The sequence below is a fragment of the Mitsuaria sp. GD03876 genome (genome assembly GCF_029840635.1).
Classification (GTDB): Bacteria; Pseudomonadota; Gammaproteobacteria; order Burkholderiales; family Burkholderiaceae_C; genus Roseateles.
The window spans coordinates 35,040-52,142 of the sequence record NZ_JAOCCU010000044.1 but is presented as its reverse complement, the minus strand read 5'-3'; the positions used below and the strand labels follow the sequence as shown (position 1 = coordinate 52,142).

General features: G+C 71.2%; 9 protein-coding genes. 4 read left to right on the top strand and 5 right to left on the bottom strand.

Annotated elements, in window-relative coordinates:
* Positions 1-39 precede the first annotated feature (39 nt).
* Together N5D62_RS22590 and N5D62_RS22585 are read left to right on the top strand one after the other, a co-directional pair.
* A complete protein-coding gene (locus N5D62_RS22590) occupies positions 40-1,695 on the top strand; it encodes a putative 2-aminoethylphosphonate ABC transporter permease subunit (protein ID WP_279760152.1) in 1,656 nt (551 codons plus the stop codon).
* A gap of 122 nt (positions 1,696-1,817) precedes the next feature.
* Complete coding sequence (locus N5D62_RS22585; protein WP_279760150.1) at positions 1,818-2,930, top strand: TIGR03364 family FAD-dependent oxidoreductase; 1,113 nt, start codon at positions 1,818-1,820, stop codon at positions 2,928-2,930.
* 91 nt (positions 2,931-3,021) lie between these two features.
* Here N5D62_RS22585 and N5D62_RS22580 read toward each other — a convergent pair whose 3' ends face one another.
* The 3 genes from N5D62_RS22580 to N5D62_RS22570 all read right to left on the bottom strand — a co-directional run bounded on the left by N5D62_RS22580 (position 3,022) and on the right by N5D62_RS22570 (position 8,709).
* A complete protein-coding gene (locus N5D62_RS22580; protein ID WP_279760149.1) occupies positions 3,022-4,455 on the bottom strand; it encodes an HlyD family type I secretion periplasmic adaptor subunit in 1,434 nt (477 codons plus the stop codon).
* Positions 4,452-6,644, bottom strand: coding sequence for a type I secretion system permease/ATPase (locus N5D62_RS22575; protein ID WP_279760148.1), 2,193 nt, complete (start codon positions 6,642-6,644; stop codon positions 4,452-4,454). Before N5D62_RS22575 ends, N5D62_RS22580 begins: the two co-directional genes overlap by 4 nt.
* Before the next feature lie 148 nt (positions 6,645-6,792).
* On the bottom strand, positions 6,793-8,709 hold the full coding sequence (locus tag N5D62_RS22570; protein ID WP_279760147.1) for a glucokinase: 1,917 nt from the start codon (positions 8,707-8,709) through the stop codon (positions 6,793-6,795).
* Positions 8,710-9,130: 421 nt separating this feature from the next.
* Between N5D62_RS22570 and glk the strand changes: the two genes are divergently transcribed.
* Both glk and N5D62_RS22560 read left to right on the top strand, forming a co-directional pair.
* Positions 9,131-10,171, top strand: a complete 1,041-nt coding sequence (gene glk, locus N5D62_RS22565) for a glucokinase (protein WP_279760146.1) — start codon at positions 9,131-9,133, stop codon at positions 10,169-10,171.
* A gap of 250 nt (positions 10,172-10,421) precedes the next feature.
* Complete coding sequence (locus tag N5D62_RS22560; RefSeq protein WP_279760144.1) at positions 10,422-13,205, top strand: TonB-dependent receptor; 2,784 nt, start codon at positions 10,422-10,424, stop codon at positions 13,203-13,205.
* A gap of 160 nt (positions 13,206-13,365) precedes the next feature.
* Here N5D62_RS22560 and N5D62_RS22555 read toward each other — a convergent pair whose 3' ends face one another.
* Positions 13,366-14,862, bottom strand: a complete 1,497-nt coding sequence (locus N5D62_RS22555) for a hypothetical protein (RefSeq protein ID WP_279760143.1) — start codon at positions 14,860-14,862, stop codon at positions 13,366-13,368.
* A 98-nt stretch (positions 14,863-14,960) separates the two neighbouring features.
* A complete protein-coding gene (locus N5D62_RS22550; protein ID WP_279760142.1) occupies positions 14,961-16,991 on the bottom strand; it encodes a glycoside hydrolase family 13 protein in 2,031 nt (676 codons plus the stop codon).
* Positions 16,992-17,103 lie beyond the last annotated feature (112 nt).

Below are 17,103 nucleotides of genomic sequence, written 5' to 3'. Positions count from 1 at the left end.
TCCCGCAGTGCGGGAGAGGGGAATACCCAGCGGCGGCCCATCGAGGGCTGGGTGCTGAGGGCCATGCTGGCGGCCGCGCTGATGGCGCTGATCGTCATCATCCTGCTGCCGCTGATCTCGCTGCTCGCGCAGAGCGTGCTCGACGGTCACGGCCGTTTCGTCGGCGCGGCGCATTTCGTCTCCTACTTCTCAGCCGGCCGCTGGAACGCGCTGTGGAACAGCGTCGCGCTGTCGGCCGTGTCCGCGGTGGTCTGCGTCGCGCTCGCCTACGGCTACGCCTGGGCGCTGACCCACACCGCGCTGCCGGCCAAGGGCCTGTGGCGGGCGCTGGCGCTGCTGCCGCTGCTGGCGCCGTCGCTGCTGGCCGCGATCGGACTGGTCTACGCCTTCGGCAACCAGGGCCTGCTCAAGGGCCCGATGCAGGCGCTGGGCATCGCCAGCATCTACGGTCCGGCCGGCATCGTGCTGGGGTCGGTGCTGTGGACCTTCCCGCACGCGATGCTGATCCTGGTCACCACGCTGTCCAGCAGCGACGCCCGGTTGATCGAGGCCGCGCGCTGCCTCGGCGCCGGCGGCGGCCGGGTGTTCCGCACGGTCACGCTGCCGGCCAGCCGCTACGGGCTGCTGATCTCGCTGGTGGTCGTGTTCGTGCTGGTGTTGACCGACTTCGGCGTGCCCAAGGTCGTCGGCGGACAGACCGCGATGCTGGCCACCGACATCTACAAGGAAGTCGTCGGCCAGCAGCGGCTGGACCGCGGCGCCGTCGTCGCGTTGCTGCTGCTCCTGCCGGCGCTGGGCGCCTTCGCGGTCGAGCAGCGGCTGCGCGCGCGCCAGCGCGCGGTGTTGAGCCTGCGCGCCGTGCCGCACGTGCCGACGCCGCATGCGCCGCGCGACCTGGCGGCGCTGCTGTACTGCGCGGTCGTCGCCGCGGCGCTGGTCGGCGTGTTCGGCATCGCCGTGTACGCGTCGTTCGCGCAGTACTGGCCGTACCAGCTGACGCCGACGCTGGCGCACTACCAGTTCGACATGAGCGACGGCGGCGGCTGGACCAGCTACTGGAACTCGCTGCGGATGGCGCTGTGGACGGCGGCGGCCGGCGCGGGCCTGAGCTTCCTGCTGGCCTGGCTGGTGGACAAGCCGCGCGGCTTCGTGGCCGCGCGCGGCCTGCTCAACGCGCTGGCGACGCTGCCGATGGCGGTGCCAGGACTGGCGCTGGGGCTGGGCTACATCCTGTTCTTCAACGCGCCGTGGAACCCGCTGCGCGGCTGGTACGGCGGGCTCGGCATCCTGGTGCTGTGCACGGTGGCGCACTACTACTCGGTCGCGCACCTGACGCAGCTCGGCGCGCTGCGCCAGCTCGATCCGGAGTACGAGCGCGTCGCCGAGTCGCTGGGCCTGCCGTTCTGGACCCACCTGCGCAAGGTGCACCTGCCCATCGCGATCCCGACGCTGGTGCAGGTGGCAGGCTACTTCTTCGTCAGCGCGCTGACGACGGTGTCGGCGGTGGTGTTCCTGTACTCGCCGGACACGACGCTGGCCGCGATCGCGGTGCTGGCGATGGACGACGCCGGCGACACGGCGCCGGCGGCGGCGATGGCGACGCTGCTGTTCGCGACGGCGGCGCTGGGACGCGGCGCGATCGGCCTCGTCGGCCATGCGCTGGTGCAGCGCACGCAGCGGTGGCGAGCGCGGTAGCGGAGGCGCGCTCGCTGCCTGCGGCGACCCTCACCCCAACCCCTCTCCCGCAGTGCGGGAGAGGGGCCAACCGAAACCGAGCCTGCAACGAACACTCCTGAGCGGTGACAACTCCCTTTCCCATGACCTATGACCTCCTCGTGGTCGGCGCCGGCATCGTCGGCCTGGCTCATGCCTGGGCCGGCGCGAAGCGCGGCTGGCGCGTCGTCGTCGTCGAGCGCGACGCGGCCTGCATCGGCGCATCGATCCGCAACTTCGGCTTCGTGACCGTGACCGGCCAGCAGCGCGGCGCGCACTGGCGCCGCGCGCGGCGCTCGCGCGACCTGTGGGCCGAGCTGGCGCCGCGAGCCGGCCTGCGCATCGAGCACGCCGGCCTGCTGATGGCCGCGCGCTGCGAGGAATCGGAGGCCGTGCTCGACGCCTTCCTGCGCACCGAGATGGGCGAGGGCTGCGAGCGCCTGGATGCCGCGCAGGCCGCGGCCCGCCAGCCGGGACTGCGCGCCGACGGCCTGCTCGGCGGCCTGTACAGCCCGCATGAACTGCGCGTCGAGTCGCGCGAGGTGATCCCGCGCATCGCCGCCTGGCTGGCCGAGGCGCACGGTGTCGAATTCCGTTTCGGCGAAGCGGTGCTCGAGGTCGAGGCGCCCCACGTGCGCACCGCCCGCGCGACCTACCGCGCCGAACGCGTCGCGGTGTGCTCGGGCGCGGAGCTGCATGGGCTGTTCGCCGGCCGCTGGACGCCGCATGCGCTGTCGCTGTGCCAGCTGCAAATGCTGCGCGTGCGGCCGCCAGCGGGGTTCCGGCTGAACGCCGCGCTGATGGCCGACCTGAGCCTGGTGCGCTACGAGGGCTACTCGGCGCTGCCAGAGGCGCAAGCGCTGCGGGCGCGGCTGTCGGCCGAGCGGCCCGACGAGCTCGCGCATGGCATCCACCTGATCGCGGTGCAGAGCGCCGACGGCACGCTGGTGGTCGGCGACTCGCACCACTACGGGCCGGTGCTGCCGCCGTTCGCGAGCGAGGCGGTGGACCGCCTGATCCTGGACGAGCTGCACCGGCAGCTGGACCTGCCGTCGCTGGAGGTCGTCGAGCGCTGGACCGGCGTCTATCCGGTCAGCGCCGACGCACCGTGCCTCATCGAGGCGCCGGACGAGCGCACGCGGCTCGTGATGGTCACCAGCGGCACCGGCGCCAGCACCGCCTTCGGATTGGCCGAGGAGGTGCTGGCGGGCTGGTGAGGGCCGTCGGCGCGACGCCGAAGAACCGGCGTCGCCTCGGTGCGAGCGACGCCGCGACGACGACCGCGCCGCGGAGGCGGGCGAGCGGCCGTCACCGCTCCCGCAGGCTCTCGTTCGCGCGCCGCTCCAGCGGGCTCAGCAGGAAGTCGATGACGCGCCGGTCGCCGGTGCGGATCTCCGCGCCGAGCGCCATGCCGGGCCGCAGCGGCCGGCGCTGGCCGTCGACCTCGATGTCGCGCGCGTCCAGCGTCAGCGTGACCGCGTACAGCGGCCCGCGCTGCTCGTCGTCGATCGCGTCGGCGCTCACCCGCGTCACCGTCGCCGGCAGCGTGCCGTGCCGCGTGAACGGGAAGGCCTCGAGCTTGATCGCCGCCGTGTCGCCCACCCGCACGAACCCGACGTCCTTGTTCTCCAGCATCACCTCGGCGGTGACCGGCGCGTCGTCCGGCACCACCACCATCAGCGCCTGGGCCTCGGTCACGACACCGCCGCCGGTGTGCACCGCCAGCTGCTGCACCGTGCCTGTCACCGGCGCCACCAGCCGCGTCAGCTGCTCGCGCCGGTCGGTCTTGCGCAGTTCGGCGTCGATCTGCGCCAGCCGCGCCTGGGCCTGCTCGCGCGCCTCGTGCCAGCGGCGCCGCGTCTCGGCCGCCAGCGCCGCGCGCGACGCGCGCGTCTCGGCCAGCGCCGCCAGCGCCTCGCGCAGGCGGGCGTGCTGCGTCCGGAGCTCGCCCTCGACGTCCAGCCGCTCGCGTCGCCGGTCCTGCCACGCGTGCGTGGCCGCGAAGCCCTCGCGTTGCAGGTCGCGCAGGTCCTCCTCGCGCCGCGTCGCCTGGGGCAGGGCGGTCTCCAGCCGGTCGACGGCGGCGCTGGCGGTGTCGTGTTCCGCCTGTCGCCGCGCGGCCTCGGCCTCGAGCCGCGCCGCCCGCGCCCGCCACTCGGACCATTCGGCGTCCAGCGCCTCGCGCGCCTGCCGTCGATCGGCGACGGTCCACGCGGCGGGCAGGGGACCCGGTGCCGGTTCGCGGCCGGTCTCGAGCGCCGCGATCAGCGTCGCGGTCCGCCAGTGCTGCGACAGCGCCTCGCGCCACTGGCCGTCCAGCGCGTCCCGGTCGGCGGACGGCGTCGTCGCGTCGAGCTCGATCAGCGTCGCGCCGGCCTCGACGCGGTCGCCGTCGCGCACCCGCACCTGCCGCACCACGGCGCGCTCCAGCGGCTGCACGAGCTTGGCGCGGTCGCTGACGACGAGCTTGCCGCCGGCGACCGCGACGATGTCCACCCGGCCGACGATGGCCCAGGCCAGCGCGATCCCCGCCAGCACGATCAGCGCCGCCGCGGTCCGGCGCGGTGCCGGATGCATCGGCGTGTCGCGCAGCGCGAGCGCGGCGGGCAGGAAGGCCGCCTCGTCGGCCAGGCGCGCCGGGCCGGCCAGTTCGCGCCGCGCCGCCCAGGCGGCCCGCAGCACCTCGCGATAACGCCCCAGCAGCTCGCGCGCCGCGCTGCCCACCGCATCCCGGCGCCTCATGCCTGGGCTCCCACGCCGTCCTGCATCGACCACAGGTGCCGGTACAGGCCGTCGGATCGCCGCAGCAGTTCGTCGTGCGTGCCTTGCTCGGCGACGCGGCCGCGCTCCATGACGACGATGCGGTCGGCGCCGCGCACCGCGCTGAGCCGGTGGGCAATGACGATCACCGTCCGCCCGCGGCAGATCCGCGCCATGTTCCGGTGCAGCACGGCCTCGCTTTCATAGTCCAGCGCGCTGGTGGCCTCGTCGAGGATCAGGATGCGCGGGTCGCTGAACAGCGCCCGCGCGATGGCGACCCGCTGGCGCTGCCCGCCGGACAGCGAGCTGCCCTGTTCGCCGACGATCGTGTCGTAGCCCTCGGGCAGTTCGCTGATGAAGTCGTGCGCGCCGGCCAGGCGCGCCGCGCGCGCGACCGCCTCGATCGGCGCGGCCGGGTCGCCGATCGCGATGTTCTCGCGCAGCGTGCGGTGGAACAGCACGTTGTCCTGCAGCACCACGCCGATCTGGCGCCGCAGCTGCGCCGCGTCGATCAGGCCGGTGTCGATGCCGTCGATCAGCACGCGGCCTTCCTGCGGCAGGTGCAGCCGTTGCACCAGCGTCGTCAGCGTGCTCTTGCCGCTGCCGGATCGGCCGACGATGCCGATCACCTCGCCGGCGCGCACCGCCAGGTCGACGCCGCGCAGCGCGGGCGCCGCCTCGGGCCGGTAGCGGAAGGTGACGTCGCGCAGCTCGACCGCGCCCCGCAGCGCCGGCAGTTGCGCGGCGCTCGAGGGCGGGGCCTCGGTGCGGGTGTTGAGGATGTCGCCCAGGCGCGCCATCGACAGGCCGGTCTGCTGGAAGTCGGTCCACAGGTTGGCCATGCGCATCACCGGCTGCGCGACGTGCTGCGCGAACATGTTGAAGGCGACGAACTCGCCGACCGTCAGCGATCCGGCCATCACCTCCTTCGCGCCCCACCACAGCGTCGCGGCCTGGGTCAGCTTGCCGACCAGGCCGATGCCCTCATGCCCCCAGGCGGCCAGATTCTGCGTGCGGAAGCTCGCCGACACGTAGGCGGCCAGCTGCCGGTCCCAGCGGCGCGAGAACGCCGGCTCCAGCGCGCCGGCCTTGACGGTCTGGATCGCGGTGACGGACTCGACCAGCATCGCCTGGTTCTCGGCGCCGCGCGCGAACTTCTCGTCCAGCCGGCGCCGCAGCACCGGCACGATCAGCACGCTCAGCAGCGCGTACACCGGCAGGCCGGCCAGCACCACCAGCGTCAACGGCACGCTGTAGGCGAACATCACCGCGATGAAGACGACCGAGAACAGCAGGTCCAGCACCACGGTGAGCGCCTGGCCGGTCAGGAAGGCGCGGATGTGCTCGAGTTCGCGCACGCGGGCCACCGAGTCGCCGACGCGCCGCGCCTGGAAATAGGCCAGCGGCAGCGCCGCCAGGTGACGGAACAGCCGCGCGCCGAGTTCCACGTCGATGCGGCTGGTGGTGTGGCAGAGGATGTAGTGGCGCAGGCCGGAGAGCAGGCTCTCGAACAGCATCACGACCACCAGGCCGGTGACCACGACGTGCAGCGTCGACAGGCCCTGGTGCACCAGCACCTTGTCCATCACGACCTGGAAGAACAGCGGGTGGGCGAGCGCGAACGCCTGCAGCACGAACGAGATCAGCAGCACCTCGGCCAGCAGGCGCCGGTGCTTGACCAGTGCGGGGATGAACCAGCTGAAGTCGAAGCGGGCGGCGGCGCCGATCAGGCTGGCGCGGCTGGCCAGCAGCATCACCTCGCCGATCCAGCGCGCGCGGAAGGCCTCGGGCGACAGCGTGCGGGGCCGCGCGGTGTCGACGGCGGGATCGGCGACGAGCAGGCCGTGATCGCCGGCGCGGCCGAGCACGACGGGGCGCGCCGGACCGTCGCTGGCGTCGTCGTCCGCCCTCAGCCAGACCAGTGCCGGCAACGGCAACCGCGCCAGGCGCTCGAAACGCACCGGCAGCCGCCGCGCGTGCAGCCCGAGCAGCCGGGCCGCGCGCAACTGCTCGTCGGGGCCGGCGGCGTCATGCGGGCCCAGGCCGAGTTGATGGGCGAGGGCGGCGGGTTCCGCGGCGATCTCGTGGAAGGCGGCGACGAGGCAGAGCGCGTCGAAGGGATGCGCGGCCGGAGGCGAATCCGGCGCCGGGGACGGGGAAGGGGTGGTCATCGGTCACTCGCGGACGGCACCGCGCGAGGCGGAAGGCCGGTGAGTGAGCGAACCCGGGTGCTGGCGCTGGCGCGCGATGCGAGGGATCAGCGTCGATCCGGAAGAGGCCTCGACGCGGCGTCCCCCGGACGTCCGCGTCGAGCGACGCTCAGCGGCTGTGTGCCGTCAGCTTGGCCAGCGGCGAGGCCAGGCTGATGCCGGGCGCGGCGCGGCGGGCGCTGGAGCGGCCGTCCTCGTCCTGTTCGTCGAGGTCGGGATGCGCCGCGCCCAGCACCGTGCCCGCCGGGCCGGCCGGATCGCGCCGCATCGCCACGCCCACCGCCAGCATGTCGATCACCAGCAGGTGCAGGATGCGGCTGATCATCGGCAGGTGCGTCGCCACGTCCTCGACGTGGTCGACGATCAGCGCCGCGTCCGCCTTCTTGGCCAGCGGCGACTGGCTCGCGGTGATCGCCACCACGTGCGCGCCGCGCTCGCGCGCCGCGTCGGCCACCGCGATCAGCTCGGGCAGCTTGCCGCTGCTGCTGATCAGCACCGCCACGTCGCCCGGCTTGAGCGTCTGCGCCGCCAGCAGCTGCAGCCGCGGCTCCACGTACGCGTTGCACGCGATGCCCAGCCGCAGGAACTTGAACTGCGCGTCCTGCGCCACCACCCCGTAATGGCCGATCGCGAAGAACTCGATCCGCGGCGCCTGCAGCAGCAGCTCGATGCTGCGGTCGATCATGTCGCGGTTGAGCTGGCTGCGCACCTGCAGGATCGCCGAGGCGGTGTTGCCCAGCACCTTCTCGCCCAACTCCACCATCGAGTCGTCCTGCGTCACCTGCGTGTGGCTCACCGGCACCGTGCCGGTCAGCCCCGAGGCCAGCCGCAGCTTGAAGTCGGACAGCCCCTCGCAGCCCAGCGAGCGGCAGAAGCGGATCACCGTGGGCTGGCTGACGTTGGCCGCCTTGGCGATCTCCGCGATCGGGTCGTTGAGCACCTTGCGCGAATGCGCCAGCACGTGGTCCGCCACCCGCTGCTCGGCCGGCGACAGGCTGTCGCGCGCGCGCCGGATCTGGCCCACGATGGCCGAGGCGCCGCCGCCGCTGTTGTGCAGGCTGCGCAACTGCGCCTCCAGGATCGCCGACGCGCCCTTGAACGTCGCATGCTCGGCCGTGATCACGTAGGTCGGGATCGCGGCGACGTAGTCGGAGAAGCGGCCCTTGTCCTCGAAGCGCTCGCGGAAGCGCGAGCGGTCGAAGTACTCGCCCAGCCGGGGCACGATGCCGCCGCCGATGTACAGGCCGCCCAGCGCCCCCAGCGTCACCGCCAGGTTGGCCGCCGCCGTGCCCAGCAGCGTGCAGAACAGGTCCAGCGTGGCCTCGCACACCGGATCGGCGGCCTCGAGCGCCCGCGCGGTGATCTCCGGCGCGCTCAGCGGCTCGGACGGCCGCTTCAGGTAGTCCGCCATCGCCCGGTGCATCAGCTCCAGGCCGGGGCCGGACAGCAGCCGCTCGAAGGACACGTGTTCGTACTCGTTCCAGGCGAACCGCAGCAGCGCGATCTCGCGCTCGTCGCGCGGCGCGAAGTTCGTGTGGCCGCCTTCGGAACCCAGCGAGATCCAGCCCTCGCCGGCGGGGATCAGCCCCGAGACGCCCAGGCCGGAACCCGAGCCCAGCAGGCCGATCACGCTGTTGGCGCGCGGCTCGCCGCCGCCGATCTGGCGGATCTCGCTGCCGCGCAGCCGCGGCAGCGCCATCGCCAGCGCCGTGAAGTCGTTGACCACCACCAGCGTGTCCAGGCCCAGGCGCTGTCGCGCTTCCTCGATCGAGAACTGCCAGTGGTAATTGGTCATCCGCACCTGGTCGCCCTCGACCGGGTTGGCGATCGCGATCGCCGCGTGCGAGATCCGCAGCTGGCGCGGCAGCCGGTCCATGAAGGCGCGCACGGCGGCGTGGAAGTCGGCGTGTTCGGCGCAGCGCAGCAGCGCGATGTGCTCGAACTCCCCCGGCGAGGTTTCCAGGGCGAAGCGGGCGAAGGTGCCGCCGATGTCGGCGATCAGCCGGGGACTGTCGAATTCACGCATGAAGCAGGGGTGATGACCGCGTCGGGCGCCCGGAAGCGGGTGTGTTCCGGGACGAGGCGGCAGGCAAGCGATGATTATGGCCCGTCGCCCCCTCTCATCCGAAAGGGTTCGCCCTAGCGGGAAAACAGGCGCCGAAGGCATGCCGATTGCCGCATTGTCGATTCTCTGGTTGTAGTGTGACTACAGCATCGAGGCGGCCTCTCCGATGCATCGCTCCGGGACAAAAGTTCATTGACGACAAGCGTTTGGAGAAGACTCGCGATCCCGCGTCGCATGCGCTGAAGCCGCTTCGCGACGACCGGGGGACTCTGCCCTTGTGCGATTGCTGTAGTTTTGCTACCTTGCGCCCATTCCGCCTTCGTGGCGGCCTTTGGCGCACCCGGATGGGGCGTCCCCAAGCCGATAAGCAGGACAAGAAACAGTGCAAGTAGAACAGGGTGTGGCCGTGGGCCGGAACGAGACGACCGGCCGGGCAACGAGCGCCGCGGGGTATCCGTGGCTGGTGGCGGACATCGGCGGCAGCAATGCCCGCTTCGCCTGGGTCGACGGTCCCGGCCAGCCGGTGCAGCACGTGCGCAAGCTGCCGGTGGCGCAATACGAATCGCTGCGCGCCGCGGCCGAGGCCTATCTGAAGGAACTCGCCGGCCTGGGGCTCTCGGCGCGTCCGCGCCGGGCCTCGCTGGCGCTGGCCACCGCGATCAACGAGGACCGGATCGAGCTCACCAACAGCCACTGGACCTTCTCGCGCAGCCAACTGCAGGCGGCGCTGGGCCTGGACGAGCTGCGCCTGCTCAACGACTTCGAGGCGCTGGCGCTGTCGCTGCCGCGCCTGCGGCCGGACCAGGTCGCGGCCGTGCCCGGCCCGGCGCAGTCGGCGACGCCGCGCGGCACGCTGGCGGTGATCGGCCCGGGCACCGGGCTGGGGGTCGGCGGCGTGATCGAGACCTCCGGCGGCTGGATCGCCTTGCCGGGCGAGGGCGGTCACATGACGCTGGCGCCGACCAACGACTATGAAAGCGAACTGCTCGCCGCCGCCCGCCACGAGTTCCCTCATGTGTCGGCCGAGCGTTTCCTGTCGGGCATCGGCCTGCCGACGCTGCATGCGGCGGTCGCGGCCGTGGCGGGGCAGCCGTCGACGCAGCGGCTGAGCGCGGAGCAGATCCTCGAGCGGGCCCAGGCCGGCGACGCGATCTGCGCCAAGACCGTGGAGCAGTTCTGCGCCTTCCTCGGCAGCTTCGCCGGCAGCGTCGCCCTGGCGCTGGGCGCGCGGGGCGGCGTCTACATCGGAGGCGGCATCGTGCCGCGCTTGGGCGAGGGTTTCTTCAGCTCGCCGTTCCGTGCCCGCTTCGAGGCCAAGGGGCGGTTCGCGCCTTATCTGGCGTCGGTCCCCTGCGTGCTGATCACCGACACCTTGACCGCGCTGGACGGCGCCGCCTTCGCGCTGGAGCAATCGGTGCGATGAGGTGGTGATGTAGTTGTAGTCCAGCTACATCACCAGATGCTAACGGCGGCCCGCGAGGCCGCCGTTTTGCATTTCTCACCCCTAATTTGCAGGTTTGTCCGTAGAAACCCGAGGTAACTTCGTCGTTTTTAGGCCATGAAGAGGCGATCAAACGGCTTCCAGGGTTTGCGAGGACTTGGTTCGTGATCTAGTTTTAGTACAGAATTCTTCCAGAACGTTGGGTTCCGCCGTTCATACAGGAGACAAACAAATGAAGACATCGCACGCCTCGCGCGAGTTGTTCCGTGTGCAGCCGGTGGCTGCCGGCTGCCTGGTGACGCTGGCCCTGCTGGCCGCGGGCGCCGCGCACGCGCAAGCCCAGACCGAAGCCGACAAGGACGCCGCGGCCAAGGCCGCCGCCGACAAGACGCTGGAGACGGTGACCGTCACCGGCATCCGCCGCGGCATCGAGGCCGCGATCTCGGTCAAGAAGAACTCCGACTCGATCGTCGAGGCGGTCTCCGCCGAGGACATCGGCAAGCTGCCCGACGTGTCGATCGCCGAATCGATCGCGCGCCTGCCGGGGCTGTCGGCCCAGCGCGTCGCGGGTCGCGCGCAGGTGATCTCGGTCCGCGGCCTGTCGCCGGACTTCGCCACCACGCTGCTCAATGGCCGCGAGCTGGTCTCCACCGGCGACAACCGCAGCGTCGAGTTCGACCAATACCCGTCCGAGTTGCTCAGCGGCGTCGTCATCTACAAGACGCCGGACGCCGGCCTGGTGGGCCAGGGCCTGTCGGGCACGATCGACATGCAGACGGTGCGTCCGCTGAACTTCAGCAGCCGCCTGGTCACGCTGAACGCGCGCGGCCAGCGCAACTCGCTGGGCTCGGCGGCCAACGCCACCGGCAACGGCAACCGGCTGAGCGCCAGCTACATCGACCAATTCGCCGACCGCACCATCGGCGTGTCGCTGGGCTACGCGCACCAGCAGACGCCGGTGCAGGAAGAGCAGGTCGGCCTGTACGAGCCCTGGGACCAGTCGGCCCGCACCGGGCTGCCGGCGGGCACCTACAACTCGGGCGGCATCAAGGCGCTGCGCCGCACCGGCAAGCTCGAGCGCGACGCGCTGATGGGCACGATCGAGTTCCGCCCGACCAAGAACTGGACCAGCGTCGTCGACGGCTTCTGGACCAAGGCCAAGCAGGAAGACACGGCCAACCAGTTCGAGATGAGCATGACCTGGAACGGCAACAACGCGCCGCTGGACTGGTCCAACCCGACGGTCAACAACAACGGCACGCAGACCGGCGGCACGCTGCTGAACGCCTATCCGCTGGTGCGCGGCATGTACAACAAGCGCGACGACAAGATCGTCGCCGCCGGCTGGAACAACAAGCTCAAGTTCGAGAGCGGCCTGACGGTCACGGCCGACGTGAACTACTCCAAGGCCACCCGCAAGGAGCTGAGCCTGGAGAACAACACGCAGCTGCTGGCCGTGCCGGGCGCGATCCCGCTGGACAACGTCAAGCTGGCGTTCAACTCGGGCGACTTCTCGCAGTTCACGACCGGGCTGAAGTATTCGGATCCGTCGCAGCTGTACCTGCAGAACACCATCTACGGTTCAGGCTACGGCAAGCTGCCCAGCGTCAAGGACGACCTGACCGGCTTCAAGCTGGTGGGCAACCTGCCGGCGCCGGCGGCCGTGTCGGCCTGGTTCTCCGACTTCGAGGCGGGCCTGAACTACGCCGACCGTTCCAAGAAGAAGCGCCAGCCCGAGGGCAACATCAATGTCGGCGCGCAGGGCAACACGGCGATCGGTTCCGAGTTCCAGTACAGCCCGGTCGACCTGAGCTTCGCCGGACTGGGCACGATCCCCGCGTGGAACGTGCCGGGCGCGGTCGGCCGCTACATGACCTTCGAGCCGACCGAGTCGCTCAACTACCTGATCCCCAAGGCCTGGCAGGTCAAGGAGAAGGCCACGACGGTGTTCCTGAAGGGCAACATCGATTCGACGACCTTCGGCATCCCGGTGCGCGGCAACCTCGGGCTGCAGGTGGTGCACACGGACCAGTCCTCGCAGTCCAACTATTGGGACGCCACGCTCAACAACGGCGCGGGCGGCGTCAAGCCGATCGACGGCGGCAAGACCTACACGGACTACCTGCCGTCGCTGAACCTGGTGTGGTCGCTGCCGGGCGAGCAGACGGTGCGCTTCGCGCTGGCCAAGCAGATGGCGCGTCCGCGCGTCGAGCAGATGAATGCGGGCCTGGAGTTCGGCGTGGACGGCAACACCGGCAAGCCGGGCGCGTCGGGCGGCAACCCGCAGCTCAATCCGTGGCGCGCCAACGCGGTCGACCTGTCGTGGGAGAAGTACTTCGGCAACAAGGCCTACGTGGCGGCGGCGGCCTATTACAAGGACCTGCGCAGCTACATCTACAAGCAGACCGTCGACAACTACGACTTCTCGCGCTTCGTCGCGGACTACGTGCCGCGTCCGGGCCAGCCGCCGGCGCTGCTGGTGGGCAACTTCACCGCCCCGTACAACGGCCAGGGCGGCCAGCTGAAGGGCCTGGAGCTGACGGCGTCGCTGCCGCTGAACCTGATCAGCTCGTCGCTGAACGGCTTCGGCCTCACGGCCAGCGCGACGTTCAACGACAGCAACATCTCGATCAAGGATCCGGACAGCGCGAGCAGCGTGGGCAGCGGCCCGATCTCGCTGCCGGGCCTGTCCAAGCGGGTCTACAACCTGACCGCGTACTACGAGGCCAACGGCTTCGAGTTCCGCGTCAGCCAACGCCGGCGGTCGGACTTCATCGGCGAGATCGGCAACTTCAACGGCGCGCGCACGCTGCGCTACGTGGTGGGCGAGAGCATCACCGACGCGCAGATCGGCTACACGTTCAACGACGGTCCGCTGAAGGGACTGGGCCTGCTGGCACAGGTCAACAACCTGACCAACGAGGCCTATCGCACCTACGCCGGCACGAAGGACCGCCCGCTCGAGTACATCAAGTGGGGCCGGACCTTCCTGGTCGGCGCGACCTACAAGTTCTGAACCCGGCTTCCGAGGACTGGCCCGGGCCGGTCTGACGAGCGACGCAGCCCCGTCCGGCGAAAGCCGGGCGGGGCTGTGTTCATCCGGGGCGGCGGTGGAGGAAGGCCGGGCTGGTCGGGCGAGCGGCCGGGGAGGTTTCCGGCTGATCCGCCATCGCCGATCAGCGCGTCACGCCGGGCGATCCCGCCGTCCTGCCGGCGCCGAGCTGATCGGTCCAGTACGCATGCAGCGCCGGCCAGCGCCGGTCGCCCACGAGGAACATCGCCAGGCTCTCGACGTGGGTCTCCTCCTTGGGATCGTTGTCGAGTCCCGGGAGCGACCGCAGGTAGTACTCGTCGTGTCCGGGGCGAAGGTGGCCTTGCGCCACGTCCCGCTCGCGGGCGGCGAGGAACCGCGCCTCCCGATGCGAGAGGGGACCGCCTGCGTGCACGTAGGCGTGTGCCGCCTCATGCAGCGGCGTGACGACGTCCTCGACGCGGACCGCGCCGGTCCGCGGATCTCGCACGGTGGGAATGACGAGCGAGCGGCCCGCGGGGTCGAAGAACGCCTCCGAGAGCTCGCCGACCGGACGTCCGTGCGTCCACGGCGCCGCTTCGGAAAGGCCACCGGGCGACGGCAGGATCTTGATGCCGTTCTGCGCCAGGCGCTCGGTCAGCGCGGCGGGCAATCGCATCATCGGACGCAGGACGGCGATGCCGTCGGCGACGTCCGCCGTGCCCGTGAAGCGCAGCATGCGGACCAGCGGGTCGACCAGGCCGGCCGGGTACTTGTCGAGCGCGCGCCGCACCTGCTCGTTCAGGAGCGCCGAGGTCTCGGGGCACCGGGCTTCCACCGCGGCGCCGACCCGGCGCGCCATCGCCATCGCTTCCCGCGGATCGCAGCCGGTCGCCGTCATGAGGCGCGCCGCGCGGAAGGCGCGTTGTTCCGCCCGCTGCCGCGAGACCGGGTCCAGGGCGCGGCGATCGATGTCCAGCGACCGCCAGCCGCCAGGAAAGGCGTCGAGCTTGGCGAGGTCGCCTTCCAGCCTGGCCAGCCACGTCTTGGCACCTTGGAGCATGAGGGCCGCCTGTGGCCAGTCGGCGCCGCGCTCGTGACCGACACGCTGGCTCTGGCCGAGTTGCGCGTGGATCGCGGCGCGCTCGCTCGAGGTGTAGCGCGCGTCGTCGCGGCGCTCGAGGGCGTCCAGGCGATGCCGGATGACGCCGATGTCCGCGAGCACCCGCGCCTGCGTCGCGGCACCGAGCTGACGGGGATCGCTCGAGGCGGCCGCCGGTGGGCGTTGGGCGATGGGCGCCTGGTGGGGCGCACGGAAGCGGGGGCGAGCCGGATCAGGCACCGGGGAAGCCGCGGATGGACGCGGCGCGACCACGGCGGCCAGCGCCTCGGCCTCGGCGCCGAGGACCATCAGCCGATGCGCGGTCCGCGGCCCGTCCGGCGATTTCGCAAGAAAGGCCATCTCGCGTTCGAGCCGGCCGTGCCGCTCCTCAAGGACAGGCAGTTCGGCGCGCGTCAGGTGAGCCGGCGGCGGCCAGCTCTGCAGCGCTGTCTTGATGTGGCGCAAGCGGTCGTGGAGGGCGGCTTGATGCTCGCCAACGATCGATGCGAGGGACGGCGGGGTCGGCGCGGCCGCGTGGCGGGGCCAGGACTTGATCGGCATGTCGGCAGGGGACGGTAAAGGGATGTCGAGCTAGTACCCGTTCCCCCACTTGGGTTCGCCATTCGTCCACCGGCCGCGCATGTCCGTGCGCGCCCGGGTCAGTCGCCGATCAACGCCCGCCCCGACAGCGGCGCGATCTCCACGATCAGCTTCCCGTTGTCCGCCGCCTTCATCGGCGCGCCGGGCGCCATCGCGTCGATGAAGGCTTCGCCGCGCAACGCGGCGGGCAGCGCGATCTCCACGCGCATCGGCTCGGTCGCGTTGTTCATCGCGACGATCGCATTGCGCTTCCCGTCCTGGCGCAGCAGCACGATCACGTGCTCGTCCAGCCACAGCGGCGCCGTCAGGCTGCCGTGCCGCAACACCGGCTGCGATCGCCGCAGCGCCACCAGCCGCTGCACCTGCCCGCGCAACGCCAGGTCCGGCTGGCCACCCTCGTCGGCCCAGGGATACGGCGCGCGGTTGTACGGGTCCTCGCCGCCACCCACGCCCACCTCGTCGCCGTAGTAGATCGTCGGCGCGCCGGGGTAGGTCATCTGGAAGAACATCGCCAGCAGCAGGCGCCGCTTGCCGTCCGCCACCTTTCCCGGCGGGCTGTCGTCGCGCACGCCGAAGTGGAACAGCGCGCGCGGCTGGTCGTGCGAGGACAGCAGCGTCATCGACGCGAACAGCGCCTGCGGCGGATACGACTCGCGCAGCAGCTCCAGGTTGGCGTACGCGCGCTGCGCATCGCCGCCGGCCGCGTAGTCCAGCACCGCGTTGCGGAAGATGTAGTTCATCGTCCCGTCAAAGGTGTCGCCGAGGAAGAACTTGCTCGCGTCGAACCAGGTCTCGGCGATGGTCAGCGCGTCGGGACGGTGCTTCTTGACCGCGACGCGCCAGGCGCGCCAGAAGTCGTCCGGCACCCAGGGTGCGACATCCATGCGCCAGCCCGCGGCGCCGCGGTCGAGCCAGTACTGCATCACGCCCTCCTTGCCGAAGGCGTAGTCGCGGAAGGCCTTGCTCGACTTGTCGAGCTCCGGCAGGTCCTTGATGCCGATCCACGCGGCGTACTGGTCGTCGGGCTTGGCCTTGGACAGGTCGAACTTGAACCAGCTCGCATACGGCGACGCCGGGTTGGGCTTGCCGTTGTCGAAGGCGCCGCCGGCGGGGAAGTTGCCGAAGCGGTTGAAGTAGGGCGAGTCCGCGCCGACATGGTTCAGCGAGGTGTCCGGGATCACGCGGATGCCGCGCCGGGCGGCCTCGCGCGTGAGGCGCTCGAAGTCGGCGTTGGTGCCGAAGGCCGGGTCGACGCGCCGGTAGTCGCCGGTGTCGTACTTGTGGTTGCTGGCGGCCTGGAACACCGGCGTCAGGTACAGCGCGTTGGCGCCGAGCTCGCGCAGGTCGTCGAGCTTGTCGATGAGGCCGGCGAGATCGCCGCCGAAGAAGTCGTTGTTGTAGACCGCGTCGGAGCCGTCGCCGCTGCCCGGCTTGTAAGGCCGGTCCAGCCAGCGCGGGTGGCGCTCGATGCCGTGGTCCTGGTACTTCGCCTGGCCGACCTGCGGGTCGTTCGACTTGTCGCCGTTGCGGAAGCGCTCGGGGAAGACGTAGTAGTAGACGAGGTCGCGGGCGTAGTCCGGCACGATGAAGTCCGACGCGAAGATCGTCTGCCGGAAGCGCCGGATCGCGAATGGGTCCTTGGCGTCGAGGCCGGCGGGCATCGCGGCGACGGTGGCCGGGCCCATCGAGCCCTTTTCCTTCGTCCAGTGGATGGGATCGGCGTTGTTCTGGACGAGGTACCGCTGGCCGCCGATCGTCGCGACGAAGTAGTAGCCGTAGACGCCGGGGCCGCCGAAGCGGTGCCGCGCCTTCCAGCGCTCGCGGCCCGCGGCGCCGGCGGTCTTGTGCAGCGGCACGCGGGCTTCCTCGGCATAGGCGACGACGTCCTCGTTGCCCTCGACGCGGCGGCGCTCGATGACGAGCTCCAGCTTGTCGACGCCGGGCAGGGCGCTGATCTGGAACTCGACCCAGGTCTTGGCCGGCTGCGCGCCGAAAGGCTGCTTGAACTCGGCCAGGCGCGAGTCGTAGCGCAGGCTGGCGGCGATGGGGGTGAGGGCTGGGGTGGCGTCCGATGCGGAAAGGGGCGGCACGGTGGCAGCGTTCACCGCTTGTGGGGCGCAGTACGCGTCGAGGCGCCAAGCAAGCAGGATCAAGCTCGCGGCGATGTTCATCATTTTGGACAAAATCGTTCTCCGATGTCTA

Bases quoted from the DNA above. Each gene is read 5' to 3' on its own strand.
- N5D62_RS22585 (WP_279760150.1), top strand. From the start codon at position 1,818: ATGACCTATGACCTCCTCGTGGTCGGCGCCGGCATCGTCGGCCTGGCT.
- N5D62_RS22580 (WP_279760149.1), bottom strand. From the start codon at position 4,455: ATGAGGCGCCGGGATGCGGTGGGCAGCGCGGCGCGCGAGCTGCTGGGG.
- N5D62_RS22575 (WP_279760148.1), bottom strand. From the start codon at position 6,644: ATGACCACCCCTTCCCCGTCCCCGGCGCCGGATTCGCCTCCGGCCGCG.
- N5D62_RS22570 (WP_279760147.1), bottom strand. From the start codon at position 8,709: ATGCGTGAATTCGACAGTCCCCGGCTGATCGCCGACATCGGCGGCACC.
- N5D62_RS22560 (WP_279760144.1), top strand. From the start codon at position 10,422: ATGAAGACATCGCACGCCTCGCGCGAGTTGTTCCGTGTGCAGCCGGTG.
- N5D62_RS22555 (WP_279760143.1), bottom strand. From the start codon at position 14,862: ATGCCGATCAAGTCCTGGCCCCGCCACGCGGCCGCGCCGACCCCGCCG.